Genomic DNA, 23,025 nt, shown 5'->3' on the forward strand with positions numbered 1-23,025 from the left:
GGGTATTTCGTCGATGAAGCGCCGTCGCCTCCTGCAAAGCCTGCTCGCCGGCCTGGCCCTCCAGCCGTTCCTGGCCGCCAGCGCCAATGTACGAATCCGCCAGGCCCGCGCCTGGAACTCCTCGGAAAGCTGGCGCCTGGTGCTGGAACTGGACGGCCCGCCGCGTTATCGAACCTTTTCCCTGCAGGCCCCCGAGCGGTTGATCCTCGACCTGCCCGACGCGCAATTGCTCGCAACGCTCTCCGAGCTGCCGCTGGACGGCCCCGTGCGCGCCATCCGCAGCGGCCAACTGGGTGGCGGCGGGACGCGCATCGTCCTCGACCTGCGCCAGGCGGTCAGGCCGCGCAGCTTCGCCCTGGAACCGCAGGCAGGAAAGGGTCATCGCCTGGTCCTGGACCTTTATCCACAGGCGCTGGCGGCGCCCCCCGAGCCGATGCTGGCGCTGGCCCGCCCGCTACCCTCGACGGGCCGCGACATCCTCGTGGTGGTCGATGCCGGCCATGGCGGCAAGGACCCCGGCGCGGTCGGTAGCAAGGGCGAGCGCGAAAAGGACGTGGCGCTGGCCATCGCCCGCCTGCTGGCGCGGCGGATCGACCGCGAGAAAGGCTTCAAGGCGCGCCTGGTGCGCAACGGCGACGTGTTCGTTCCGCTGCGCAAGCGGCCGGAAGTGGCTCGGCGCTACAACGCCGACATGTTCGTCTCGGTGCACGCCGACGCGGCGCCGCGACTGACCGCCTCCGGCGCATCGGTATATGCCCTCTCCGAGCATGGCGCCAGCTCGACCATGGCGCGCTGGATGGCCGATCGCGAGAACGGCGCCGACCTGATCGGCAACAGCGGCAACCTGCCGCTACAGGGCCGCGACAAGGTACTCGCCGGGGTGATCCTCGACATGGCCCTGAGTTCGACCATCGCCAGCAGCCTGGACCTCGGCCACAGCGTTCTCGGCCAGTTGTCGGACGTCACCGCGCTGCACCAGAAGCGTGTCGAGCAGGCCGGCTTCGCCGTGCTCAAGTCGCCGGACATCCCTTCGATCCTGGTGGAGACCGGCTTCATCTCGAATCGCGGCGATTGTCGCCGGTTGATGGACGAACGCCATCGCCAGCGCCTGGCCGAGGCGGTCTTCGCTGGCGTGCAGGGCTACTTCCGGCAACGCCCTCCCGCCGGCAGCTACCTGGCGGCGCTCAGCGCGCAGCCTCCCGGCTAGGGCCTTCGCTGCAGCCGCTGACCCGCCCGCAGGTCAGGCGTTGGCGCTGGCCCGATGAACTGCTCAGGCGGCTGACGCTGGTCCAGCCGATGTTGCGGCTGAGGCCGACCCAGATTTCCCCGTCGCTGGCGATGCCGCTGAAGAAGGTCAGGCGCCCGTAGCGCGTATTGGTCTGGGCCCAGCGTCGTCCGCTCGCCGCGTCGTAGCCGCGCAACCAGGTGTCGTTGCCGCCGGTGGCGACGCTGTAGTGGTTGCCCAGCCGATCCATGCAGGCCAGAACGGTGCGCAGGTAAGCGCATTCCGCCGGGCGGGTGCCGGGAAGAAAGCCCTGCGCCTGTGCCGCCGGAGCGAGCAGCAGGAGGGCCAGGCAGTAAAGGCGGAGGACGCGGCGCATCGGTGGATCCCGGGATGACGTGGGCCCAGGGTAGCCGGAAGGCGATTGGCGGGCCATCGATTGTGGTGTTAATTGTTATAGTATAACATTTTAAATTTCCCAGGTTCAGCCTATGACCGAACAGGAACTGCTTGCCCAGCCCGACGCTGCCTACATGGACGAAGCCCAGCAGGACTTCTTCCGCGACCTGCTGCTGCGCCAGCGCCAGGAACTGCAGGCGCGCATCGAAGGCGAATTCGGCGAGCTGCGCGATCTCGAACGCCCCAGCGACGAGGCCGACCTGGCTTCCCGCGAGGAACAGCGGCAATGGCAACTTCGCCTGCTGGAGCGGGAGAAGAAGCTGCTCGACAAGATCGACGAAGCGCTGGAGCGCCTGGCCCGCGGCGACTACGGCTGGTGCCAGGAAACCGGCGAGCCGATCGGCCTGCGCCGCCTGCTGTTGCGTCCCACCGCCACCCTCTGCATCGAGGCGAAAGAGCGCCAGGAGAAGCGCGAACGCCACGTGCGGCACAACTGAAGAGGTTACCAACCGTGAACCAACGCCTACCTGTCACCGTGCTGTCCGGCTTTCTCGGCGCCGGCAAGAGCACGCTGCTCAACCATGTGCTGAAGAACCGCGAGAACCGCCGGGTTGCGGTGATCGTCAACGATATGAGTGAAATCAATATCGATGGCAGCGAAGTCCAGCGCGATGTCAGCCTGAACCGCGCTGAAGAGCGCCTGGTGGAGATGAGCAACGGCTGTATCTGCTGCACCCTGCGCGAAGACCTGCTGGAAGAGGTCGGCCGTCTCGCCCGGGAAGGCCGCTTCGACTACCTGCTGATCGAGTCCACCGGGATTTCCGAACCGATGCCGGTGGCCGAGACCTTCACCTTCCGCGACGAGCTGGACCGCAGCCTGTCCGACGTGGCGCGACTGGATACCATGGTCACGGTGGTCGACGGGATGAATTTCCTCCGCGACTACCAGGAGGCCGCCAGCCTGGCCAGCCGTGGCGAAATCCTCGGTGAGGAGGATCAGCGCTCGATCACCGACCTGCTGATCGACCAGGTCGAATTCGCCGATGTGATCCTGGTCAGCAAGATCGACCTGATCTCCAGCGAGCAGCGCGAGGAACTGCTGGCGATCCTGCGCCAGCTCAATGCCGAGGCGGAGATCCTGCCGATGGTGATGGGTCAGGTGCCGCTGGCGAAGATCCTCGATACCGGTCGCTTCGATTTCGATCGCGCGGCGTCCGCGCCGGGCTGGCTGAAGGAACTGCGCGGCGAGCACCTGCCGGAAACCGAGGAATATGGCATCGCCTCCATGGCCTACCGGGCGCGCCGTCCGTTCCACCCCGCGCGCTTCCACGCCTTCCTGCACAATCCGCTGAAGCAGGGGCGGCTGCTGCGCTCCAAGGGCTTCTTCTGGCTCGCCAGCCGGCCCCGCGAGGCTGGCAGCTGGTCGCAGGCCGGCGGCCTGATGCGCTACGGCCTGGCGGGCCGCTGGTGGCGCTTCGTGCCGACCGGACAGTGGCCACAGGACGAAGAGGGCCTGCGGGCGATCATGCGGCACTGGGAGGAAGGCGTCGGCGACTGTCGCCAGGAGCTGGTTTTCATCGGCCAGAACCTGGACTTCACGGCCCTGCGCGCAGCCCTCGATGCTTGCCTGCTGGATGATGCCGAGATGAACCTGGGCATTCCGGGCTGGCAGGGCCTGGACGACCCCTTCGAGGACTGGGGGCACGCCGCATGAGCGCACTGCCACAGGAAAGTCCGTTGCCGCGCCAGGCGTTCGGCGAAGACCCCCAGGTGCTGGCCGAGGTGCTTCGCGACGGGGTCAACCTGGCGGTCTGGACACGCCGGCTGAACCCGGCGCTGCGCGACTTCGCCGCCGCCCTGGTACGCAACCGGCCGGGACTGGCGCTGAGCCAGACGCTGGAGATGGAAGAGGAACGGCTACCCGCCTTGGACGGCCTGCTCGACGCGCGGCAACTGCCGGGACAAGCCGATTTCCTCGACGACCTGGGCTGGCTGGTCGAGGCCTTCTTTTGCCTGACCGGGGCGCGGCGTATCGGCCTGCGCCTGCGCGTTCTGGATAAACCGATGTGCCCGCGTTTCCATGTCGACCACGTGCCGCTGCGGCTGGTCACCACCTACCAGGGCGCTGCCAGCGAATGGCTGGACGAGTCCGGCCTGGACCGTCGGCTGCTTGGTGGAGCACAGGCGGACGTTGTCGATGAACAGCTTATCCATAGCTTGTCCACAGGCGACGTGGCGCTGCTCAAGGGCGAACGCTGGGAGGGTAACGAAGGTGCCGGACTGGTGCATCGCTCGCCGCGAGCGGAGCCCGGGCTGGCGCGCCTGCTGTTGACCCTGGACTGGCTTGCCTGAGCCTGTGGACAAGTGTCTTTCGAGGAATAAAAAAAGGCCATCCGCAGATGGCCTATCACCAAAAAGTCGTCCTACCTTGGGGATGGGGACGAAGGGTGCTGAGGTACCCGACTCCCATTTAGCCCGGACGCTGTGACAGGCTGATGACGCGCTCAGGGCTTTTTCGCGGCGCTAGGCTCTTCCCAGCGGCCTTGGCTCTGGCTGGCGCAGAACGGCTCCAGGTAGCGTGCGTCGGTCGCGATGCCGTAGTAGAAGATGTCCTGCCGATAGGGCGCGTTGGGTACCCTGGCGTCGCGGCAGACACCGAAGGCGCCCGTCGGACACTCCTCGGCGAACGCCACCTCGACCTTCTGGCCCTGCAGTTGTGGCTGGCAGAAGCCTTCGCGGAACAGCTTGGCCGGGATGCTGCGGTTCTGCTGGCAGACCTTCACATCGAGATTCTTCGCCTGGCTATGGACGATGCAGGCTTCGGCCAGGGCCAGGCCCGGCAGGCAGGACAGGAAGAACAGGAACGGACGCATGCGAGGACTCCATTGCAGACGGGCGCGACTCTAGCACGGGGCCTGGCTCCCCGCAGGCAAGGACCGCATTGATCCACAGGCTTTCACATTCCGGTTGCGCAGATGCTTCGAGAGATACCCACACACCTGATCGGCGGCCCCCTGGGGGCCGGCAAGACCAGCCTGATCCGCTCGCTGCTGGCGCAGAAGCCGGCGGGCGAGCGCTGGGCGGTGCTGGTCAACGAGTTCGGCGAGATCGGCCTGGATGCCGCGCTGCTGGCCACGGACGTCGACGGCGTGGCCATCGGCGAGGTGGCGGGCGGGTGCCTCTGCTGCGTCAATGGCGTGCCGTTCCAGGTGGGGCTCGGTCGCTTGTTGCGTCGGGCACGACCGGACCGGCTGTTCATCGAACCCTCCGGGTTGGGACATCCGCTGGCGCTGTGGAAGCAGCTGCAGGCTCCTCCCTGGTCCGGCGTCCTGGCCCTGCAACCCCTGGTAGTGGTGCTGGATGCCGCCGCGCTGGCCTCCGGCCAACCGCTGCCGGAGGCACAGGAACAGGCGCTGGAAGCGGCCGGCATGTTGCTGCTGAACAAATCCGAAGCGCTCGACGCGACGCAGCGCTGCGCCGTGCGCGCGCGCCTGCCGGTCCTGCCGTTGCGCTGGAGCGTGCGCGGCCACCTGGCATTGCGCGATCTGCCGACCAGCGTTGCCGGGGAAGGTAGCGCGACGACCTGGGCGGCCCTGCCGGACGCGCCTGCTCAGTTGGGAACGGTGCTGCCCGCCGAGCGACCGCTGCGCGCCGTGCGCGAGCAGGACGGCCAGTTGGCCATCGGCTGGCGGCTGGCGCCGTCGGTGCGTTTCGATCGGGTCGCAGTGGACGCCTGGCTGAGCCGTTTGTCCGGACTGCGGCGGGCCAAGGCGGTGCTGCATTGCGCGGACGGTTGGTATGCAGCGAATGCCGCGCCGTTTGTGGATAACTGGGGCAAGTCCTCGTGGCGACGGGATAATCGGCTGGAACTGATCCTCGCCGCAGGCGCGGATGAAGAGGCGCTCGAAGAGGCGTTCCTGGCGTGTCGGATGGTCGCAGAATGATCCGCCAAGGTTGCTCTGAGGACGCGACTGAATGATAATAATTATCAGAAGACTCTACTTCCTTACCTTTCACTTCTCCGCAGGTCGCCCTCATGTCGCCACAGCCTTCACGGTCGCCTGACCGTTTTTCGCTGGCCGCGCTCGCCGAAGACCATCCCACCGCTCCTGCCCAGGGAGACGAAAGCGAGTCCCTGCCATGCGTGAATGCCCAGCGCGGAGAACCCAACCTGCGCGTGGTGGACTGCTCCGGTGCGCGCCGCGACGAGGAAGTGGCGGTCGAGGAAGTGCTGATCCCCTACGCCCATGGCAGCGATCCCGACGACGTCCCCGGCGAGCCGCCCAAGTCGCGCTGGTGGCTGTCCTCCGGCGCGGCGGTGGCGATGCATGTGGCGATCATCGGTGCGCTGGTGTGGGTGATGCCGACCCCGGCCGAACTCAACCTTGGCCACGGCGAACTGCCGAAGACCATGCAGGTGAATTTCGTCCAGCTCGAGAAGAAGGCCGAGCCGACCCCGCAGCCGCCGGCTGCCGCGCCGGAACCGACGCCGCCGAAGATCGAGGAACCCAAGCCGGAGCCGCCGAAGCCGAAGCCGGTGGAAAAACCCAAGCCCAAGCCGAAACCCAAGCCCAAACCGGTGGAAAACGCCATTCCCAAGGCCAAGCCGAAGCCGGAACCCAAACCCAAGCCGGAACCCGAGCCAAGCACGGAAGCATCCAGCCAGCCCAGCCCGTCCAGCGCCGCGCCGCCGCCCGCGCCTACCGTCGGGCAGAGCACGCCCGGCGCGCAGACTGCGCCCAGCGGCTCGCAAGGCCCGGCCGGCCTGCCCAGCGGCAGCCTCAACGACAGCGACATCAAGCCGCTGCGCATGGATCCTCCGGTCTATCCGCGGATGGCCCAGGCGCGGGGTATCGAAGGCCGGGTGAAGGTGCTGTTCACCATCACCAGCGATGGCCGCATCGACGACATCCAGGTGCTGGAGTCGGTGCCGTCGCGCATGTTCGACCGCGAAGTGCGCCAGGCCATGGCCAAGTGGCGTTTCGAGCCGCGTGTCAGCGGTGGCAAGATCGTCGCCCGCCAGGCGACCAAGATGTTCTTCTTCAAGATCGAGAAGCGCCGCTGAGGCGGTTCGCCGACAACGAAAAGAGCCGCGCCTTCGAGCGCGGTTTTTTTATTCCCGGTAGGTCTCGCAGACGGGGCCTCGCTGCCTGGGGACGGCAGGCCCCTTGCGCTGTTCCGCCGTGGGAACGCGAGGAGATCGGCGTTTACGCGCCAAGGTTCCAGCCCCGCCGGAATGACGAGCCGCAGGGTGAATAACCGCTTGCGGTTATCCGCCGTGGAACGCAGGGGCACCGGCGGATTACTCCGCCGGCGTTGCGCGCCCTAGGGTTCCGGTCGGGATGCCGTGCCGTGGACCAACAGCCGGCGGGTGTGGGGAAATCGGTTGCCGCGCCAAAAAGCAGGACGGCGACCCGAAGGTCGCCGTCCTGTGGATAAAAAGGCCCGGAGTGTGTCGGGGCCATGAGCACGAGGCTCAATCAATCGGTCGTGATCTTCGAGTGCTTCTGGGTGTCCTTCATGAACACATAGACCAGCAGCGAGCAGGCGATGCAGGCGGTGACGTACCAGTAGAAGCCGCTCTCCAGGCCGACGCTCTTGAACCACAAGGCAACGTATTCGGCGGTGCCGCCGAAGATCGACACGGTCAGGGCATACGGCAGGCCGACGCCCAGGGCGCGGATCTCGGTGGGGAACAGTTCGGCCTTCACTACCGCGTTGATCGAGGTGTAGCCGCTGACGATCACCAGCGCCGCCATGATCAGGAAGAACGCGCCCCACCAGCTGTCGACGCTGTGCAGGGTGCTGAGGATCGGGTAGGTGAAGATGGTGCCGAGTACGCCGAAGGCGATCAGGATCGGCCGCCGGCCGATCTTGTCGGAGAGGGCGCCGACGATGGGCTGCAGCAGCATGAAGAGGAACAGGGTGGCAGCCGAGATCATGGTCGAATCGGTCTTGCTCATGCCTACCGTGTTCACCAGGTACTTCTGCATGTAGGTGGTGTAGGTGTAGAAGGCCAGGGTGCCGCCCATGGTCAGGCCGACCACGGTCAGCACTTCCTTCGGGTGGCGCAGCAGGGTGCGCAGCAGGCTTTCCTTCGGCTCTTCCTTCTTCTTCGAGAAGGACTCGGTCTCTTCCATGCCGCGACGCAGGAACATCGCCACCACTGCGCACAGCGCGCCGATGAAGAAGGGGACGCGCCAGCCCCAGCTTTCCAGTTGTTCTACGGTCAGGGTCTGTTGCAGGACGATCAGCACCGCCAGGGCGATGAGCTGGCCGGAAATCAGGGTCACGTACTGGAAGCTGGAGAAGAACCCGCGCTGTTCCTTGTTCGCCATCTCGCTCAGGTAGGTGGCGGAGGTGCCGTATTCGCCGCCGACCGACAGGCCCTGGAGCAGGCGCGCGACCACCAGCAGGATCGGCGCGGCGACGCCGATGGTTTCGTAGCTGGGGGTCAGGGCGATGATCAGCGAGCCGAAGCACATCAGCAGCACCGAGGCCAGCAACGCCGCCTTGCGGCCCTTGCGGTCGGCATAGATACCCATCAGCCAGCCGCCGATCGGGCGCATCAGGAAGCCCACGGCGAAGATAGCTGCGGTGTTCAGCAGTTGGGCGGTCATGTCGCCCTGGGGGAAGAATGCCTTGGCGAAGTACAGCGAGAAGGCGGCGTAGACGTACCAATCGTACCACTCGACCAGGTTGCCGACGGAACCGCTGAAGATCGACTTGATGCGTTGCGAAGTGGTGCGGGGCTGGGCAGACGCGGAAATGGCGTTGGCGCTTTCCATCGTGTTTCCTCTTTTCGTTGTTGTCTTGGATGTGCTGATCAGGGCGCAGCACACCGGCACATCGCGAGGGCGACGTATTGGATGGCTCGATAGCAGGTGCCGTGCCAACGCGGGAAAGCCGCGTGGGGACTGGGTTGGAAGAGGAGCGGGGTGGTCTTGGCCGAGCGGGAGTCCGCCGACCGGGAGAGTGGATAAGCGGAAATCCGCCGATCCTTCAGGGCAAAGGGTCCGATAGCGACATCAGGTGCAGGCGAGGGCGAATAACCGCAGCGTGGTTATCCGCCGATTCGACGGCAGGCCGGGATCGCTTGGCTCTCAGTGGCTGCCCTTTTCCTGGTCGAGGGTTTCCATCAGGGCGATCTGCATCCGCGAATGCACGCGGATCAGCCAGCGCCAGAGCACTGCGATCACCAGGCCGGCGACCAGGACCACTACGACCAGCAACTCGCCCGGCGGCAGGATGCTCGAGCTGAGCGCAGCCAGCAGCACCATCATGCCGGCCAGCGACAGCAGCGGGATCACCTCGGAGATCACCCGGCGTACCCGCGCCGTATGGCGTCCGGCTTTCTCCGGCTTGACCCCGAGTTCGGCCAGCAGCATCGACAGAGCCTTGAGCTTGCGGTACGCGGCGATCAGGAAGGCCAGCGAGACCAGCAGCGCGCCGCCCCAGATCAATGCCTTGTGCAGTCCATCGTAGGCGACCCACTGGCTCATCCAGGCGGAAAGCGTATCGGCGAAATAGCCGCCGGCGAGGAAGATCGCGATCACCAGCGCCAGGTTCACCCCGACTTGCAGCAGGATGCGCCGGATCATCGCCGCCAGCACCGCACGGTCGCCCTGCGGCTGGATGCTGCGCAGCCAGTCGCCGTAGTGGCCGAAGATCCTCGCCATGCGCTGCGGCATGGCGTTGGCCAGGTGCTGCGAGAGCGGATCGGCGGCGCGGATCAGGTACGGGGTGAGCAGGGTGGTGATGGCCGAGACCGCTACCGCCACCGGGTAGAGGAAGTCGCTGGTGACTTTCAGGGTCATGCCCAGGGCGGCGATGATGAAGGAGAACTCGCCGATCTGCGACAGGCCCATGCCGACCCGCAGCGAGGTGCGTCCATCGTTGCCGGCGATGAACGCGCCCATGCCGCAGGAAAACATCTTGCCGAGCACCACCGCGACGGTGATCAGGGCGATCGGCCAGGCGTACTCGACGAGGATCTTCGGATCGATCAGCAGGCCGATGGCGACGAAGAAGATCGCACTGAACATGTCACGGACCGGCTCGATCAGCCGTTCGATCTGCACCAACTGGCGCGACTCGGCCATGATCGCGCCGATCAGGAAGGCGCCGAGCACCATGCTGTACTCCAGCTTCACCACCAGCAGGCAGAAGCCGAAGCACAGGCCGAGCACGGTGACCAGCAGCATCTCGTTGCTCTCGAACTTCGCCACGTAGGCCAGCAGGCGCGGCACCAGGAGGATGCCGACGACCAGCGCGACGATCATGAACAGGCTGAGCTTGCCGACCGTGGAGAACACCTCGCCGGTTTCCACCGAACCGCTCACGGCGATTCCCGACAGCAGGGCGATGATGCCGATGCCGAGGATGTCCTCGACGATCAACACGCCGAAGATCAGTTGGGCGAAGCGCTCGTTCTTCATCTTCAGGTCGCCGAGCGCCTTGACGATGATGGTGGTGGAGGAGATCGCCAGGATCGCGCCGAGGAACAGCGAGTCCATGGTGCTCCACTCGAAGAAGCGACCGATCTCGAAGCCGATCCAGATCATCAGGACGATTTCCAGGAACGCCGCGATGAACGCCGTGGCGCCGACCTGGAAGAGCTTGCGCAGGCTGAATTCCAGGCCGAGGCAGAACATCAGGAAGATCACCCCGAGTTCGGCCAGGGTCTTGATCGTGTCTTCGTCGTGGATCAGCCCGAAGGGCGGGGTGTGCGGGCCGATGATGAAACCGGCGACGATGTAGCCGAGGACCACCGGTTGGCGCAGGCGGTGGAAGAGAATGGTGACCACACCGGCCACCAGCATGATCACGGCGAGGTCCTGGATGAAATCGACGGCATGCATGGCGGCGGTCCTCGCTCGAGTGGGAATGGGTCGGCAAACGCGCGACCGGGAAGCCTCGCAGAGCCGCAGACTAGCACTGGCAAGTGCTTGATCGGGGTACTGAAAAAAACTGTAACAGACCTTTCTGCAAGGCTTTGCGCTGCGCCTTTCCAGCCGCCGGGCGGGCGTTCGTCCGCCGATCCGGGATAGCGCCTGTCATCCTCGTCAACGACGGTGTACCCTGGCGCCGACCCGCGAGCCAGACGCGGCGGGCGAAAAAACGGCGGCCGCGGAGCAATAGCCCGAAACAAAATCCGGCTGGTCCTGCCGCCCGTACCGCCGCAACATGACGCGCGTCGATTCCCCCAAGAGAGAAAGACTACAATGCAGCGTGTTCTCAGCATCGCCCTCGCCTTCTGCCTGGCGCTGACCGTCAGCCTGGATGCCAATGCCAAGCGCTTCGGCGGCGGCAAGAGCCTCGGCTCGGCACCCAGCCACCAGACCCGCCAGGCGCAGCCGGCCACTGCGCCGAACGCCACTGCTGCCGCCCCCAACGCCGCCCGTCCCGCCGCTGCCGCCAGCGGTGCTTCGCGCTGGCTCGGCCCGCTGGCCGGTATCGCCGCCGGCGGCCTGCTCGCCTCCATGTTCATGGGCGACGGCTTCGAAGGCATCCAGATGCTCGATATCCTGTTGATCGCCCTGGTGGCCTTCATTGCCTTCCGCTTCATCGCCGCTCGCCGACGCCAGCAGAACCAGGGGCAGCCGGCGATGGCCGGGCACGCGCCGATGCAGCGCGAAATGCCGGCCCAGGCGCCGATCTTCGGTGGCGCCACCGCCGCTGCCGCCGTTGCGCCGAGCCCGGTGATCAACGCGCCGAGCTGGTTCAACGAGGAGCGCTTCGTCGGTGCCGCTCGCGAACACTTCATGTCCCTGCAGCAGCATTGGGATGCCAACGAGATGGACAAGATCGCCGAGTTCGTCACCCCGCAGATGCTGCAATGGCTGAAGCAGGAGCGCGCCGAGATCGGCGACGCCTACCAGTCCACCTACATCGACAATCTGGTCGTGCAACTGGACGGCGTCGACGACCAGGCCGACAAGACCATCGCCACCCTGACCTTCAGCGGTGTGTCGAAGACCTCGCGCTTCGACCAGGGCGAAGCCTTCAGCGAAAGCTGGCGGATGGAGCGCGCCCAGGGCGAGAACCAGCCATGGCTGGTGGCCGGTATCCGGCAGAACTGATCCCGAGTAGTTGCGGTCCCTTCGGGGGGCCGCCGAAACCCCCGCTCCCGCCAGGGAGCGGGGGTTTTTCATTTCCGTTGGCGGGTTGACCGACCATTCGTCCGGCGCCATGGCCGAAGGCCAGCCACGACACTTGTCTTGCGCTCGGTGCGGCTACTGTATAAAAAGCGCGCCACCCGTTGCGAGAGAGCCTGTCGTGGAAGACGTCATCGAAAAACTGCGTGAACTCAACGAACCGGTTCCGGTGCCCCTGGAACTGCCGGAAGAAGAACTGCTGGTGGAAATCGAGGAAGAGCTGCTGATCGGCATTCCCGCCGAATTCCGCGAATTCCTCCTGCTGGTCAGCGATGTGGTCTACGGCCGCCTGGAGCCGGTGACCGTGACCGATCCGCACTCGCACACCTACCTGCCCGAAGTGGCGGCCACTGCCTGGGACCTGGGCGTTCCGCGCGAGCTGATCCCGCTTTGCGAGGACGACGGCAGCTACTACTGCGTGGCGGAGGACGGCGAGGTGGTGCTCTGGGCCGATGGCGACCTCACCGATGAAAGCTGGGATTCGGTGTGGGTCTGGGCTCGCGACGTCTGGCTGGAGAGCTGAACCTGAACCGCCGCAAAGGCTCTGCAACGTGCCTTTGCGGCTGACTTCCCGACGTCGCGCGAGGCTGCCTGGAGGCCCTGCGCGCCGCCGTCGGCGCTTCGTCTCCGACAAAGCGCCGCTGCGCTAAGGAATTTCCCTCGATTGCCACGGTCACAAGGGCAATTCCGCACTTGTCGCTCCGGATGTAGGCAAGTGCGCTGCCCCGTGTGGAGATTCTATGAAGTTCAAAGCTCTGTTCGCTGCATTGCTGCTGACCAGCCTGGCGGGTTGCGCCAACCAGGCGGTGGTCACTTTGCAAGATGGCAGCGAGGTCCTGGTCAAGGATCAGTCGGATTACGACAAATACAATGACTACTACGAGTTCGAACAGCTGAATGGCGACACCATCCTGATCAAGAAGGACAATGTGCGCACCATTCGCCCGCAGTAGCGGCGCTTATCTCCCGTCAGGCGTGCTCGCCGGAGCGGTGTCGCTTTCGTGGCCGGGCCTCCAGCTCCAGGAGGTTCAGCAGGTACTGGCCGAAGTAGGCCAGGTCCTGTTCGATCGCCGCGCGCGCGGCCGGGCCGTCGCCGCGGCGTAGCGCGTCCAGGGCGTCCTCGTGGAAATCGTTCAGGCGTAGGGAGAGGTCGGCCTCGGTGAACAGCCGGTTGAAGAACGGCCCGACCTGTAGCCAGAGCGTCTCGATGAGACGCAGCAGCACCGGGTTGCCGCAGGCGCGGTAGAGCGTCAGGTGGAATTCGCTGTTGGCTTCCAGGTAGGCCTGTACCTCGCGTCGGCGCAAGGCGTCCTCCATTCGCCGCAGACATCCTTCGAGCCCTTCCAGTGCCTGCTCGTCCAGCCGGCCGCTGGCGCTTTCGGCCGCCAGCCCTTCGAGGGACAGGCGCACCTGGAGGATCTGCAGGAAACGCTCGCGGGTCATCAGCGGCACCCTGAGCGAGCGTTGTGCCTCGCCCTCCAGCGCCCCTTCCGCCACCAGCCGTTGCAGGGCGGCGCGAACCGGCATCGGGCTGGTGCCCCACTGGTTCGCCAGGTCGCGGATCTTCAGTCGCTCGCCGGGCTGGAAACGTCCGGCCAGCAAGTCTTCCCGCAGTCGTTGGTAGAGTCGTTCCTGGAGATTCTCGGCCATGGTCAGCTCCGGGTCGCCGGTGGCGCCGGAAGCTGGGAAAGCGTCAGGTTGCAGTTGCGCATGTTCAGCTCCGTTTGTTTTCGATCAGGCAGTTGCCGCCGTCCACCACCAGCAGTTCGCCGTTGACGAAGCTGGCTTCGGGCGAGGCGAGGAAGGCCACCGCGGCGGCCACCTCTTCGGGCCGGCCGGCACGTCCGCTGGGGCTGGCCAGGGCGGCCTGGCGTTCTTCGGCGGTGCTCGAGGCGGTGGCGATCCAGCCCGGCGCGACGCTGTTCACCGTGATGCCGCTCTTCGCCACCTCCAGCGCCAGGCCCATGCTCCAGCCGACCAGACCGGCCTTGGCCGCGCTATACGCGGCTTCGCCCGGGTTGCTGCCGCGGGTTCCGGTGGTGGAGGCGACGTTGACGATCCGCCCGTAGCCGCGCTCGCGCATGCCCGGCAGCAGGCCGCGGGTGAGCAGGAAAGCGCTGGTCAGGTTGCGCGACAGGGACAGTTGCCAATCCCGCAGCGAGGTCGCTTCCACTGCGCTGAAGGGCTCCGCGCTGTCCAACTGGGCCATGCCGGCATTGTTCACCAGGATGTCGACCCGTCCCCACTGGGCTTCGGCCCAGTCCAGCAGGCCCTGCACCTGGGCTTCGTCGGTCAGGTCGGCGCTCGCGGCGCGCACGTCGTGACCACATGCGCTCAGTTCCTCCGCTCGTTGCCTAATCCGCTCGCTGCTGGCGGTGATCAGCAGGCGCACGCCTTCGCGGGCCAGCCGCCGGGCAATGGCGAAACCGATGCCGAGTTCGCTGCCGGCGCCGCTGATGAGCGCGACCTGACCTGTCCACTTCGAAAAGTCATTCATTTTTGTGATCACAAAATTGACATGGAAAACAGATTATCAGTGCTTTCAAATACTGTATTGACTTTTTTGTGATCACAAATGAAAGTTGTGCGAAATAAAAAACGAGGTGTTCGAAATGACCGCCAGTGGCATCGCCGAAGCCGCCGTGGAAACCTTCATGGCCCGCGAGCAGCAACGTTTCCTTGCGCAGAATCCACAGTCCGTCGCGCTCGCCGAGCGAGCCCGGCGCGCCTTGTTCGACGGCGTACCGATGCACTGGATGAGCGATTGGTCAACACCCTGTCCGCTGTTCGTGGAGCGTGCCCACGGCGCGCGTTTCCATGATGTGGACGGCCACGCCTACGTGGACTTCTGCCTGGGCGACACCGGCAGCATGTTCGGCCATTCTCCGGCGCCGATCGCCCGGGCGCTCGCCGAGCAGGGCGCGAACGGCCTGACCACCATGCTTCCGGGGGAGGATGCCATCGTCGCAGGCGAGCTGCTGGCGCAGCGCTTCGGCCTGCCGTTCTGGCAGGTAGCGACCACCGCTACCGACGCCAACCGCTTCGTCCTGCGCTGGGCGCGTGCGATCACCGGTCGCAAGGTGGTGCTGGTATTCGACGGTTGCTACCACGGCACGGTCGACGACACCCTGGTTCGCTGCCGCGACGGCCGCACCGTGCATCGCTCCGGCCTGCTCGGCCAGGCCCACGACCTCACCCAGTTCAGCCGCGCGGTGCCGTTCAACGACCTCCAGGCCCTGGAGCGGGCGCTGGCCAGCGAAGACGTGGCCGCCGTGCTCTGCGAGCCGGCGATGACCAACATCGGCATGGTCCTGCCGCAACCCGGCTTCCACCAGAAGCTGCGCGAGCTGACCCGTCGTCACGGCACGCTGCTGATCATCGACGAGACCCACACCATCTCCACAGGTCCTGGCGGCTGTACCCGCGCCTGGAAGCTCGAGCCGGACTTCATCACCCTCGGCAAGCCGATCGCCGGCGGCGTACCGTGCTCGGTGTATGGTTGCAGCGCGGCGATGGCCAACGCCATGCAACTGGCCAGGGCACGCGCCAGCGAGCAGAGCGAAGGCCACGGCCACAGCGGCATGGGTACCACGCTGTCGGCCAACGCCCTGGCGATGCGCTGTATGCGCGCCAACCTGGAAGAGGTGATGACCGATGCCGCCTACGCCCACATGCTGCCCCTGGCGGCGCGTCTGGCCGAGGGCTTCCGCAGGATTATCCACAAGCACGGCCTGGCCTGGTCGGTGACCGAGCTCGGTGCGCGCAGCGAGTTCCAGTTCTGCCCGCAATCCCCACGCGACGGCGCGGCCGCCGAGGCGGCGTTCCACGACAGCCTGCAGATGGCCTTGCACCTGTATCTGATCAACCGCGGCATCCTCATCACGCCGTTCCACAACATGACCCTGTGTTGCCCGGACACTCGCGAAGAAGACGTCGACCGCCTGCTCTCCAGCCTCGACGAGGCGCTCGGCGAGCTGCTCGCCATACCCGGCGCGCGGGAGGCCTGAGATGCATTTCGCCGATCCGCGGGAAGCCCGCGAGTTCCTCGCCGCACACCCCGAGGTGCGCAGCATCGAGCTGTTCCTGATCGACGCCAACGGCGTGCCGCGCGGCAAGCTGCTGCATCGCGACGAGCTGCTGGCGGTCTACGAAAGCGGGCGGCCGCTGCCGAGCACCATCCTCGGCCTGACCATCAATGGCGATGACGTCGAGGAGACCGGCCTGGTCTGGGACGTCGGCGATGCCGATTGCTGGACCTTCCCGCTGCCCGGCAGCCTGACCCTGCAACCCTGGCGGCGGTCACCGACCGGACAGGTGCAGGTCAGCATGCATCCCGAGTTCGGGCTACCGGCCGCGGCGGGCGATCCCCGGCATGTGCTGCAGCGGGTTATCCACAGCCTGCAGGCGGAGGGTTTCCACCCGGTGATGGCGGTGGAACTGGAGTTCTACCTGCTCGACCGCGAACGCGACAGCGACGGCCGGCCGTTGCCGGCGTTGCAGATGAATGGCCAGCGGCCGCGGGCGACCCAGGTCTATGGCGTCTACGAGCTGGAGCAGTTGCAGCCATTCCTCGATGACTTGTATGCCGCCTGCGAGGCCCAGGGCCTGCCGGCGCGCACGGCGATCTCGGAGTACGCGCCGGGGCAGGTGGAGATTACCCTGCAGCACCGCTTCGACGCGCTCCAGGCAATCGACGAAGGCGTGCGCTACAAGCGCCTGGTCAAGGGTGTGGCGAATCGCCATGGGTTGCAGGCCTGCTTCATGGCCAAGCCGTTCGCCGATCTATCCGGCAACGGCCTGCACCTGCACGTCAGCCTGGCCGACGCCGCTGGCAACAATCTGTTCGCCAGCGAGGACCCGGCCGGGACCCCGCTGTTGCGCCAGGCCATCGGTGGAATGAAGGCGTGCCTGCTGGAGTCTTTGGCGCTGTTCTGTCCGAACGCCAACTCGTTCCGCCGCTTCCAGGCGAACAGCTACGCGCCGCTGGCGCCGACCTGGGGAATCAACAACCGCACCGTGTCGCTGCGGGTTCCCGGCGGCCCGCCGTCCAGCCGGCACATCGAGCACCGCATCTGCGGCGCCGACGCCAATCCCTACCTGGCGGCGGCGGCGTTGCTCGCGGCGGTGCGCCTGGGTATTCGCGAGCGACTCGACCCCGGTGCGCCGATCACCGGCAACGGCTACGCTCAAGCCACCCAGGCGTTGCCGAGCGACTGGCTGACCGCGCTGCGCGCGCTGGAGGGCTCGGCCTGGGCGCGCGAGGCGCTCGGCGAGGATTTCCTGAAGATCTACCTGGCGATCAAGCAGGCCGAATACCGTGCCTTCATGGGCGAGGTCGGCGAGCAGGACTGGCGCTGGTATCTCAACCAGGCCTGAATGAACGGCTGCCGGCGTTGCCGGTCAGTCATTGAAGCGGGCGGCCGATTGGCCGTCGGTGTTTTCCACGCGGCACAGGAGTAAGGAAAAGCAGATGAGCACGCCCGTCGTTCTTATCACTGGTGCAGCCGGCGGCTTGGGCCGGGCAATCGCCAAGCGTTTCGCCCAGAGTCATTGGCGCATCGCCGCCACGGATGTGGATAAGGAGGGCCTGCACGCGCTGAACGCGCAGGTGCCGTTGGACGCCAGCGGGGTCGCCGACCTGCGCAGCGCGGATAACTGCCATACCCTGATGTCGAAGATTCTCGCCCGCACCGGACGTCTCGACGCCCTGGTGAATGCTGCGGGCGTCTGGCGCGAGGGGCCTGTGGAAAACTTCACCGAGGAGGATTTCGACCTGGTCCTGGGAGTCAACCTCAAGGCCTCCTTCTACATGTGCCAGGCCGCGATTCCCTACCTGAAGGAAAACCAGGGCAGCATCGTCAACATCTCCAGCGACTCCGGACGCCAGGCCTACCGGGGTTCGGCGGCGTATTGCGCGAGCAAGGCGGCGCTGACCATGCTGAGCAAGACCCTGGCGCTGGAACTGGCCGAGCAGGGCGTGCGGGTCAACGCCGTGTCGCCGGCGGATATCGCCACACCGATGCTCGACTACCAGGCCGAACGCTATGGGATGGGCAATCCGGATGGCTACAAGCGCGCGCTGCTGAAGGATTATCCACAGGGCAAGGCGGCACGCTTCATCCGCCCGGAAGAAGTCGCCGAGCTGGTCTGGTATCTCTGCGGCCCTCAGGCCGAAGCGATCACGGGCGCCGACCTGGCGGTGGACTTCGGCCTGTCCGCTGGCCGCTGAGTGGATTTTCCACGGGTCGCTCCGCTGGAGCGGCCTGTGGAAAAGTTTCAGTCGTCCCTGGCCTGACTGGATATCTTCACCCAGTTACCGGCGGCGGCGATGCCCATGCCGCCGTAACCCTGGCAGTCCCCGCCAAGGCTCTCCACCACTCGCAGGTCGATGCCTTCCTGCCATACCAGCAGGCTGCAGCCGGCGCCCAGGCCTTCGCTGCGCAGCCGGTAGAGGGCGCCTTGCCCCTCCAGCCGACCGGACAACTCGCCGATCGCCGCGGGCCCATATTCCATCAGTTTCTCCGGATTGCCGATGCGCATCAGGGCGAAGCTCGCCCGGTAGCCGCCCTTCACCGGTTCGATCTGCAGGCTTTCCCATTCGGCCTGCCCGGCGTAGCGCAGGTAGTGCCCGGCGAGGCCCTGGAGGGACGGGTAGTCGACTTTCAGGGCAACCTGTTCCAGGTTGTGGCGCGTGGCCTTGCCGCTGTAGCCGCGATCCAGCGCCAGGTTCATCCAGGCGCGGGCGCGTCCCGGTTGTCCGGCCTTGAGGCTGGTCAGCGCGAGATTGTTCAGCGCCTGTTCCGAGTCGGCTCCGCCCTGTTCCTGGCGCTCGGCCAGACGCAATTGCCAGGCGAAGGCGTCCAGCGCCTGTGGATAACTCCCCTGTCGATAAGCCTGGGTGCCGCGCGTGTTGCATTCCGCGGCTGTGGCGCAGGGCGTATCCTCGGCCTGGATGGCAGCGGCACCGATGCCGGCAAGCACGGCCAGGGCCAGGAGAAGGATGCGAATGGCGGCAGGCATTGGCGCGATTCCCGGTGGAAAAGGGCCAGTCTAGAAAAGCCCGCGGATGTCTGCACGACCCGGCGCGATTTCGATCATGACGATTGAAAATTTGTGGCCGCTGCCGTCTTCGTTTGCGTCTATGGTGTCCCCCGCCCGTCCTGATGAGAGAAAAAGCGCTATGCAACCCGGAAACAACCAACTGTCGATGACCGTGCTGATGACCCCGGACATGGCCAATTTCTCCGGCAATGTCCATGGCGGTACCCTCCTGAAGTATCTCGACGAAGTCGCCTATGCATGCGCCAGTCGCTATGCCGGTCGCTACGTGGTGACCCTGTCGGTGGATCAGGTGATCTTCCGCGAGCCGGTGCATGTCGGCGAACTGGTGACCTTCCTCGCTTCGGTCAACTACACCGGGCGGACTTCCATGGAGATCGGCGTCAAGGTCATCACCGAAAACATCCGCGAGCAGTCCGTGCGTCATACCAACAGCTGTTTCTTCACCATGGTCGCCCTGGATGACGAGCGCAAGCCGGTGGCCGTCCGTCCGCTGGAGTTGGAAACCGCCGAGCAGAAGCGCCGCTTCGCCCAGGCCCAGCAACGCCGCCAGCTGCGCGCGGAGCTGGAGGCCCGCTACCAGGCGATTCGCGAAGACGGTTGAAGAAGGCTGCCGGTGTCCGGTCGAGCCCGCTTCGGACCTGATGCCGTTTCGCGAATTTTCGCAGCTTTTCATAAAAAAACGCAGAAGTTTGCCTCTGCTGGCGTCCATTCCTGACATTTCTTGATAAGAAACCGGCGTGCCTGTTAAAACTCCAGCAACGTCAACGGGTTAACCTGTCGGTATCGCGCCGGGTTTCTCCAGGAACCATAGCCGCCGTCGGGTCGCTCGAATGCCATGGGCCGGTCGCTCTGCCCGGCTCCGTTGGCGGAAAGCCTTTCCGCCTTGCCGTCACGGGCGCGGGTCCGTGATCCATTTCGAACGTCGTCGTCCGCCGGCCAGGCCGCGGAGGACGCGTTCCCCGTGTTGCCGGGAGTCCTGATGCACCATACGCCGTTACTCACTACACTCGCCGCGGGGTTCGTCCTCGCCTTCCTCTTCGGGGCCCTGGCCAATCGCCTGCGCATTTCGCCGCTGGTCGGCTACTTGCTCGCGGGCGTCCTGGCCGGGCCGTTCACTCCCGGCTATGTCGCCGACCAGGCGCTGTCGCAGGAAATCGCCGAACTCGGCGTGATCCTGCTGATGTTCGGCGTCGGCCTGCACTTCTCGCTCAAGGACCTGCTCTCGGTGAAGGCCATCGCCATTCCCGGGGCGCTGGTGCAGATCGGCGTCGCCACGCTGCTTGGCATCGGCCTGGCCAAGCTGCTCGGCTGGAGCTTCGGCGGCGGCCTGGTATTCGGCCTGAGCCTGTCGGTGGCCAGTACCGTGGTGCTGTTGCGCGCCCTGGAGCAGCGCCAGTTGCTGGACACCAAGCGTGGCAGGATCGCCATCGGCTGGCTGATCGTCGAGGACCTGGCGATGGTCCTGACCCTGGTACTCCTGCCGGCGCTCGCCGGCACCCTCGGCGGCAAGACCGACGGCGGCGAAGCCGGTCTGCTCTGGCCGCTGCTGATTACCCTGGGCAAGGTCGCCGCCTTCGTCGCCCTGATGATCTTCGGCGGTCGCCGGGTGGTGCCCTGGGTGCTGGAGAGGATCGCCGCCAGCGGTTCGCGGGAACTCTTCACCCTGGCCGTGCTGGCCATCGCCCTGGGCATCGCCTATGGCTCGGCGGTGCTGTTCGGGGTGTCCTTCGCGCTAGGCGCCTTCTTCGCCGGGATGATCCTCAACGAGTCCGAACTCAGCCACGAGGCGGCGGAGAACTCGTTGCCGCTGCGCGACGCTTTCGCGGTGCTGTTCTTCGTCTCGGTGGGGATGCTGTTCAATCCGATGATCCTGTTGCAGGAGCCGCTGACGGTCCTGGCCACCTTCCTGGTCATCGTCTTCGGCAAGTCGGTGGCCGCCTACCTGATCGTCCGCGCCTTCGGCCATCCGAACAGCACCGCACTGGTGATCGCCGCCAGCCTGGCGCAGATCGGCGAGTTTTCCTTCATTCTCATCGGCCTGGGCATTGGCCTCGAACTGGTGCCGGAGCAGAGCCGCGACCTGGTGCTGGCCGGGGCGATCCTGTCGATCCTGGTCAATCCGCTGCTGTTCATCGCCATCGATCGCCTGCAGCAACGCAAGGAGCAGCGCCTGGCGGAGGCCGCTGGCGGGGTTCGCGAGATGCCGGCGCAGGACCTGCCGCCGCCGATCCTGGAGCGCGAGCATGCGGTGCTGATCGGTCATGGCCGGGTTGGCGGGTTGGTCAGCGCTCGCCTGCGCGCCGCCGGGACGCCCTTCGTGGTGGTGGTGGACAAGCGTGACAAGGCCGACGAACTGCGCGAACAGGGCTACAGCGTGGTCCTCGGCAATGCCGCCAGTCCCGGCGTGCTGGAACTGGCCAACATCGCCGAGGCGCGCTGGTTGCTGATCGCCATTCCCAACGGCTTCGAGGCCGGGCAGATCGCCAGCCACGCTCGCGCGGTGAACCCGCCGCTGGACATCGTCGCCCGGGCGCATTTCGACGCCGAGGTGGACTACCTGGAGCAGAACGGCGCCAACCTGGTGATCATGGGCGAGCGCGAGATCGCCTGCGGCATGGTCCATCGCCTGGGACTCGACCGTGACGAGCGCGGCGCCGACGCACCGCTGCCGCAGTCGGCCTGACATGTTGCGCCGTCTCTACGACTGGACCCTGCGCCTGGCCGGCCATCCCCGCGCGGAGCTGGCCCTGGGCGGGGTGACCTTCGCCGAAAGCTCGTTCTTCCCGATTCCGCCGGACGCCTTGCTGGTGCCGATGGTCCTGGCCAACCGGGCCAAGGCCTGGCGCTACGCGACGATCTGCGCGATCAGCTCGGTGCTGGGCGGCATCGCCGGCTATTTCATCGGCTTGCTGCTGTTCGAGAGCGTGGCCATGCCGATCCTGGCGTTCTACGGCTTGCTGGAGAACTTCGAACAGGTCGCCGAACGCTACAACGAACTGGGCTGGCTGATGGTGCTGCTGGGCGGCGGCTTCACGCCGCTGCCGTACAAGGTGATCACCATTACCAGCGGAGTGACCCAGCTCGACCTCTGGCTGTTCGTCGGCCTCAGCCTTGTCGCCCGCAGCCTGCGCTTCGCCGCTACCTGCGCTTTGCTGTTCTGGGCTGGCCCACGCCTGAAGACCCTGATCGAGCGGCGCCTGGGCATGGCTTTCGTGCTGATGGCGGTGATGGTGGTCGGTGGGTTGATGCTGGGGAAATACGTTCTTTGAGCTGCCTGTGGATGATTTTCACCCACTGGGATGGAGACTAAAGGCGCACTGCGTCGAAACGAACCCTTGGGTGTGCGATCCGATCCTGCGCCCGCACCAGCTCCAGCTCGTAGCTGCCGCAGGCCTGGGTTTCCAGCAGCACTTCATGGACCGCGGCGCCGGTGAATTCGAAGGCGTTACGCAGGTCGTCGCCGAGCAGCAGGCGAGAGAGGAACAGCCCCGAGGCCAGGTCGCCGACCCCGACCGGTTGCCGCGGGAAGGCCAGCAGCGGGCGTTGCAGGTGCCAGGCCTGATCGGCGGCCACCAGCAGCATCTCGAAGGTGTCGCCGGACTTGCCCGGATAGTTCAGGTGCTTTACCAGGATTGCCCTGGGACCGCGTGCCAGCAGGCTCCGTGCCATTTCCACGCAGTCGGCGAGGGAGTTCGGTTGGCGGTCGCAGAAGCTGTCCAGCTCCAACTGGTTGGGGCACAGGTAGTCGGCGACCGCGGCGGCTTCTTCCAGCAGGAAGTCGCTGACCTCCGGGGCCACGATGCAGCCTTTTTCCGGGTGGCCCATGACCGGGTCGCAGAGGTACAACGCCCGAGGGTTGGCCTGTTTGATCCGTGCCACCACGTCGAGAATGGCGCGGCCCTGGGCGGCGCTGCCGAGATAGCCGGACAGCACCGCGTCGCAGTTGCCCAGTTCGCCGATGCCGGCAATACCGTCCACCAGCGCCGGAATCTGCTCCGGCGGCAGCACCTGCCCGGTCCATTGACCGTACTGGGTGTGGTTGGAGAATTGCACCGTGTTCAACGGCCAGACGTTGATTCCGATGCGCTGCATCGGGAACACCGCCGCGGCATTGCCGGCGTGGCCGAAGACCACATGGGACTGGATGGCGAGCAGGTGGGGCGTACGTGGCATGAGACGACTTCC

General features: G+C 66.0%; 23 protein-coding genes. 15 read left to right on the forward strand and 8 right to left on the reverse strand.

Annotation, left to right across the window (positions count from 1 at the left end; translation table 11 throughout):
• The first annotated feature begins 13 nt into the window (after window positions 1-13).
• On the forward strand, window positions 14-1,207 hold the full coding sequence (locus FOC67_RS26165; RefSeq protein ID WP_009316044.1) for an N-acetylmuramoyl-L-alanine amidase: 1,194 nt from the start codon (window positions 14-16) through the stop codon (window positions 1,205-1,207).
• On the opposite strand, the gene FOC67_RS26170 is transcribed toward FOC67_RS26165, so the two are convergent.
• The gene (locus FOC67_RS26170) at window positions 1,185-1,601 is read right to left on the reverse strand and encodes a hypothetical protein (protein ID WP_003097088.1); all 417 of its coding nucleotides are present in this window, start codon (window positions 1,599-1,601) and stop codon (window positions 1,185-1,187) included. The two genes, FOC67_RS26165 and FOC67_RS26170, sit on opposite strands and share 23 nt — an antisense overlap.
• A 112-nt stretch (window positions 1,602-1,713) precedes the next feature.
• Here FOC67_RS26170 and dksA point away from each other — a divergent pair, with 112 nt between their 5' ends.
• From dksA to FOC67_RS26185, 3 genes are read left to right on the forward strand one after another with little or no spacing between them, the layout of a single operon-like run.
• The gene (dksA, locus tag FOC67_RS26175; protein ID WP_003097086.1) at window positions 1,714-2,118 is read left to right on the forward strand and encodes an RNA polymerase-binding protein DksA; all 405 of its coding nucleotides are present in this window, start codon (window positions 1,714-1,716) and stop codon (window positions 2,116-2,118) included.
• 14 nt (window positions 2,119-2,132) lie between these two features.
• The gene (gene zigA, locus FOC67_RS26180; RefSeq protein ID WP_009316043.1) at window positions 2,133-3,335 is read left to right on the forward strand and encodes a zinc metallochaperone GTPase ZigA; all 1,203 of its coding nucleotides are present in this window, start codon (window positions 2,133-2,135) and stop codon (window positions 3,333-3,335) included.
• A complete protein-coding gene (locus FOC67_RS26185; RefSeq protein ID WP_009316042.1) occupies window positions 3,332-3,973 on the forward strand; it encodes a DUF1826 domain-containing protein in 642 nt (213 codons plus the stop codon). Before zigA ends, FOC67_RS26185 begins: the two co-directional genes overlap by 4 nt.
• A 152-nt stretch (window positions 3,974-4,125) precedes the next feature.
• Here FOC67_RS26185 and FOC67_RS26190 read toward each other — a convergent pair whose 3' ends face one another.
• Window positions 4,126-4,494 carry a hypothetical protein gene (locus FOC67_RS26190; protein ID WP_003097081.1) on the reverse strand — a complete coding sequence of 123 codons (369 nt, stop codon included), beginning with the start codon at window positions 4,492-4,494 and terminating at the stop codon, window positions 4,126-4,128.
• 102 nt (window positions 4,495-4,596) lie between these two features.
• Here FOC67_RS26190 and FOC67_RS26195 point away from each other — a divergent pair, with 102 nt between their 5' ends.
• Complete coding sequence (locus FOC67_RS26195; RefSeq protein ID WP_003122315.1) at window positions 4,597-5,565, forward strand: GTP-binding protein; 969 nt, start codon at window positions 4,597-4,599, stop codon at window positions 5,563-5,565.
• Window positions 5,566-5,657: 92 nt separating this feature from the next.
• Window positions 5,658-6,686: an energy transducer TonB1 gene (gene tonB1 / locus FOC67_RS26200; RefSeq protein WP_003136512.1), complete on the forward strand. Its 1,029-nt coding sequence runs from the start codon at window positions 5,658-5,660 to the stop codon at window positions 6,684-6,686.
• A gap of 415 nt (window positions 6,687-7,101) precedes the next feature.
• On the opposite strand, the gene FOC67_RS26205 is transcribed toward tonB1, so the two are convergent.
• Together FOC67_RS26205 and FOC67_RS26210 are read right to left on the reverse strand one after the other, a co-directional pair.
• On the reverse strand, window positions 7,102-8,409 hold the full coding sequence (locus tag FOC67_RS26205; protein WP_003109136.1) for an MFS transporter: 1,308 nt from the start codon (window positions 8,407-8,409) through the stop codon (window positions 7,102-7,104).
• Window positions 8,410-8,724: 315 nt separating this feature from the next.
• Window positions 8,725-10,482, reverse strand: coding sequence for a cation:proton antiporter (locus FOC67_RS26210; protein WP_009316041.1), 1,758 nt, complete (start codon window positions 10,480-10,482; stop codon window positions 8,725-8,727).
• A 363-nt stretch (window positions 10,483-10,845) separates the two neighbouring features.
• Here FOC67_RS26210 and FOC67_RS26215 point away from each other — a divergent pair, with 363 nt between their 5' ends.
• The 3 genes from FOC67_RS26215 (at window position 10,846) to FOC67_RS26225 (ending at window position 12,731) form a co-directional block, all read left to right on the forward strand.
• The gene (locus tag FOC67_RS26215; protein WP_003109134.1) at window positions 10,846-11,703 is read left to right on the forward strand and encodes a Tim44 domain-containing protein; all 858 of its coding nucleotides are present in this window, start codon (window positions 10,846-10,848) and stop codon (window positions 11,701-11,703) included.
• A gap of 196 nt (window positions 11,704-11,899) precedes the next feature.
• Window positions 11,900-12,301 (forward strand): SMI1/KNR4 family protein, encoded by a 402-nt coding sequence (locus FOC67_RS26220; protein WP_003099687.1) that lies wholly within the window; start codon window positions 11,900-11,902, stop codon window positions 12,299-12,301.
• A 217-nt stretch (window positions 12,302-12,518) separates the two neighbouring features.
• A complete protein-coding gene (locus FOC67_RS26225; RefSeq protein WP_003097061.1) occupies window positions 12,519-12,731 on the forward strand; it encodes a YgdI/YgdR family lipoprotein in 213 nt (70 codons plus the stop codon).
• A gap of 16 nt (window positions 12,732-12,747) precedes the next feature.
• On the opposite strand, the gene FOC67_RS26230 is transcribed toward FOC67_RS26225, so the two are convergent.
• Window positions 12,748-13,428: a GntR family transcriptional regulator gene (locus FOC67_RS26230; protein WP_003097059.1), complete on the reverse strand. Its 681-nt coding sequence runs from the start codon at window positions 13,426-13,428 to the stop codon at window positions 12,748-12,750.
• Window positions 13,429-13,492: 64 nt separating this feature from the next.
• Window positions 13,493-14,275, reverse strand: coding sequence for an SDR family NAD(P)-dependent oxidoreductase (locus FOC67_RS26235; protein ID WP_003099690.1), 783 nt, complete (start codon window positions 14,273-14,275; stop codon window positions 13,493-13,495).
• Window positions 14,276-14,390: 115 nt separating this feature from the next.
• Here FOC67_RS26235 and FOC67_RS26240 point away from each other — a divergent pair, with 115 nt between their 5' ends.
• The 3 genes from FOC67_RS26240 to FOC67_RS26250 all read left to right on the forward strand — a co-directional run bounded on the left by FOC67_RS26240 (window position 14,391) and on the right by FOC67_RS26250 (window position 18,007).
• Window positions 14,391-15,785 carry an aspartate aminotransferase family protein gene (locus FOC67_RS26240; RefSeq protein WP_009316040.1) on the forward strand — a complete coding sequence of 465 codons (1,395 nt, stop codon included), beginning with the start codon at window positions 14,391-14,393 and terminating at the stop codon, window positions 15,783-15,785.
• 1 nt (window position 15,786) lies between these two features.
• Window positions 15,787-17,154 carry a glutamine synthetase family protein gene (locus FOC67_RS26245; protein ID WP_003097049.1) on the forward strand — a complete coding sequence of 456 codons (1,368 nt, stop codon included), beginning with the start codon at window positions 15,787-15,789 and terminating at the stop codon, window positions 17,152-17,154.
• A 94-nt stretch (window positions 17,155-17,248) separates the two neighbouring features.
• Window positions 17,249-18,007, forward strand: a complete 759-nt coding sequence (locus tag FOC67_RS26250) for an SDR family NAD(P)-dependent oxidoreductase (protein ID WP_003097046.1) — start codon at window positions 17,249-17,251, stop codon at window positions 18,005-18,007.
• Window positions 18,008-18,054: 47 nt separating this feature from the next.
• Here FOC67_RS26250 and FOC67_RS26255 read toward each other — a convergent pair whose 3' ends face one another.
• Window positions 18,055-18,798: a hypothetical protein gene (locus FOC67_RS26255; protein ID WP_009316039.1), complete on the reverse strand. Its 744-nt coding sequence runs from the start codon at window positions 18,796-18,798 to the stop codon at window positions 18,055-18,057.
• Between the two features lie 160 nt (window positions 18,799-18,958).
• Here FOC67_RS26255 and FOC67_RS26260 point away from each other — a divergent pair, with 160 nt between their 5' ends.
• The 3 genes from FOC67_RS26260 (at window position 18,959) to FOC67_RS26270 (ending at window position 22,109) form a co-directional block, all read left to right on the forward strand.
• Window positions 18,959-19,441 (forward strand): acyl-CoA thioesterase, encoded by a 483-nt coding sequence (locus FOC67_RS26260; RefSeq protein WP_003097040.1) that lies wholly within the window; start codon window positions 18,959-18,961, stop codon window positions 19,439-19,441.
• Window positions 19,442-19,819: 378 nt separating this feature from the next.
• Window positions 19,820-21,523: a YbaL family putative K(+) efflux transporter gene (gene ybaL / locus FOC67_RS26265; RefSeq protein ID WP_009316038.1), complete on the forward strand. Its 1,704-nt coding sequence runs from the start codon at window positions 19,820-19,822 to the stop codon at window positions 21,521-21,523.
• Window position 21,524: 1 nt separating this feature from the next.
• On the forward strand, window positions 21,525-22,109 hold the full coding sequence (locus FOC67_RS26270) for a YqaA family protein (protein WP_003097034.1): 585 nt from the start codon (window positions 21,525-21,527) through the stop codon (window positions 22,107-22,109).
• A 37-nt stretch (window positions 22,110-22,146) separates the two neighbouring features.
• On the opposite strand, the gene pdxY is transcribed toward FOC67_RS26270, so the two are convergent.
• Window positions 22,147-23,013: a pyridoxal kinase PdxY gene (gene pdxY, locus FOC67_RS26275; protein WP_009316037.1), complete on the reverse strand. Its 867-nt coding sequence runs from the start codon at window positions 23,011-23,013 to the stop codon at window positions 22,147-22,149.
• Between the last annotated feature and the right edge of the window lie 12 nt (window positions 23,014-23,025).

This window comes from Pseudomonas sp. FDAARGOS_761 (assembly GCF_013343155.1).
GTDB lineage: Bacteria > Pseudomonadota > Gammaproteobacteria > Pseudomonadales > Pseudomonadaceae > Pseudomonas > Pseudomonas aeruginosa.

What these genes read in the sequence shown, in the direction of transcription:
- FOC67_RS26270 (WP_003097034.1), top strand. Translation starts at nt 21,525, where the DNA reads ATGTTGCGCCGTCTCTACGACTGGACCCTGCGCCTGGCCGGCCATCCC.
- FOC67_RS26235 (WP_003099690.1), bottom strand. Translation starts at nt 14,275, where the DNA reads ATGAATGACTTTTCGAAGTGGACAGGTCAGGTCGCGCTCATCAGCGGC.
- tonB1 (WP_003136512.1), top strand. Translation starts at nt 5,658, where the DNA reads ATGTCGCCACAGCCTTCACGGTCGCCTGACCGTTTTTCGCTGGCCGCG.
- FOC67_RS26185 (WP_009316042.1), top strand. Translation starts at nt 3,332, where the DNA reads ATGAGCGCACTGCCACAGGAAAGTCCGTTGCCGCGCCAGGCGTTCGGC.
- FOC67_RS26255 (WP_009316039.1), bottom strand. Translation starts at nt 18,798, where the DNA reads ATGCCTGCCGCCATTCGCATCCTTCTCCTGGCCCTGGCCGTGCTTGCC.
- ybaL (WP_009316038.1), top strand. Translation starts at nt 19,820, where the DNA reads ATGCACCATACGCCGTTACTCACTACACTCGCCGCGGGGTTCGTCCTC.
- FOC67_RS26210 (WP_009316041.1), bottom strand. Translation starts at nt 10,482, where the DNA reads ATGCATGCCGTCGATTTCATCCAGGACCTCGCCGTGATCATGCTGGTG.
- dksA (WP_003097086.1), top strand. Translation starts at nt 1,714, where the DNA reads ATGACCGAACAGGAACTGCTTGCCCAGCCCGACGCTGCCTACATGGAC.
- FOC67_RS26190 (WP_003097081.1), bottom strand. Translation starts at nt 4,494, where the DNA reads ATGCGTCCGTTCCTGTTCTTCCTGTCCTGCCTGCCGGGCCTGGCCCTG.
- pdxY (WP_009316037.1), bottom strand. Translation starts at nt 23,013, where the DNA reads ATGCCACGTACGCCCCACCTGCTCGCCATCCAGTCCCATGTGGTCTTC.
- FOC67_RS26245 (WP_003097049.1), top strand. Translation starts at nt 15,787, where the DNA reads ATGCATTTCGCCGATCCGCGGGAAGCCCGCGAGTTCCTCGCCGCACAC.
- FOC67_RS26240 (WP_009316040.1), top strand. Translation starts at nt 14,391, where the DNA reads ATGACCGCCAGTGGCATCGCCGAAGCCGCCGTGGAAACCTTCATGGCC.
- FOC67_RS26170 (WP_003097088.1), bottom strand. Translation starts at nt 1,601, where the DNA reads ATGCGCCGCGTCCTCCGCCTTTACTGCCTGGCCCTCCTGCTGCTCGCT.
- FOC67_RS26215 (WP_003109134.1), top strand. Translation starts at nt 10,846, where the DNA reads ATGCAGCGTGTTCTCAGCATCGCCCTCGCCTTCTGCCTGGCGCTGACC.
- FOC67_RS26195 (WP_003122315.1), top strand. Translation starts at nt 4,597, where the DNA reads ATGCTTCGAGAGATACCCACACACCTGATCGGCGGCCCCCTGGGGGCC.
- FOC67_RS26165 (WP_009316044.1), top strand. Translation starts at nt 14, where the DNA reads ATGAAGCGCCGTCGCCTCCTGCAAAGCCTGCTCGCCGGCCTGGCCCTC.
- FOC67_RS26260 (WP_003097040.1), top strand. Translation starts at nt 18,959, where the DNA reads ATGCAACCCGGAAACAACCAACTGTCGATGACCGTGCTGATGACCCCG.
- FOC67_RS26230 (WP_003097059.1), bottom strand. Translation starts at nt 13,428, where the DNA reads ATGGCCGAGAATCTCCAGGAACGACTCTACCAACGACTGCGGGAAGAC.
- FOC67_RS26205 (WP_003109136.1), bottom strand. Translation starts at nt 8,409, where the DNA reads ATGGAAAGCGCCAACGCCATTTCCGCGTCTGCCCAGCCCCGCACCACT.
- FOC67_RS26250 (WP_003097046.1), top strand. Translation starts at nt 17,249, where the DNA reads ATGAGCACGCCCGTCGTTCTTATCACTGGTGCAGCCGGCGGCTTGGGC.
- FOC67_RS26225 (WP_003097061.1), top strand. Translation starts at nt 12,519, where the DNA reads ATGAAGTTCAAAGCTCTGTTCGCTGCATTGCTGCTGACCAGCCTGGCG.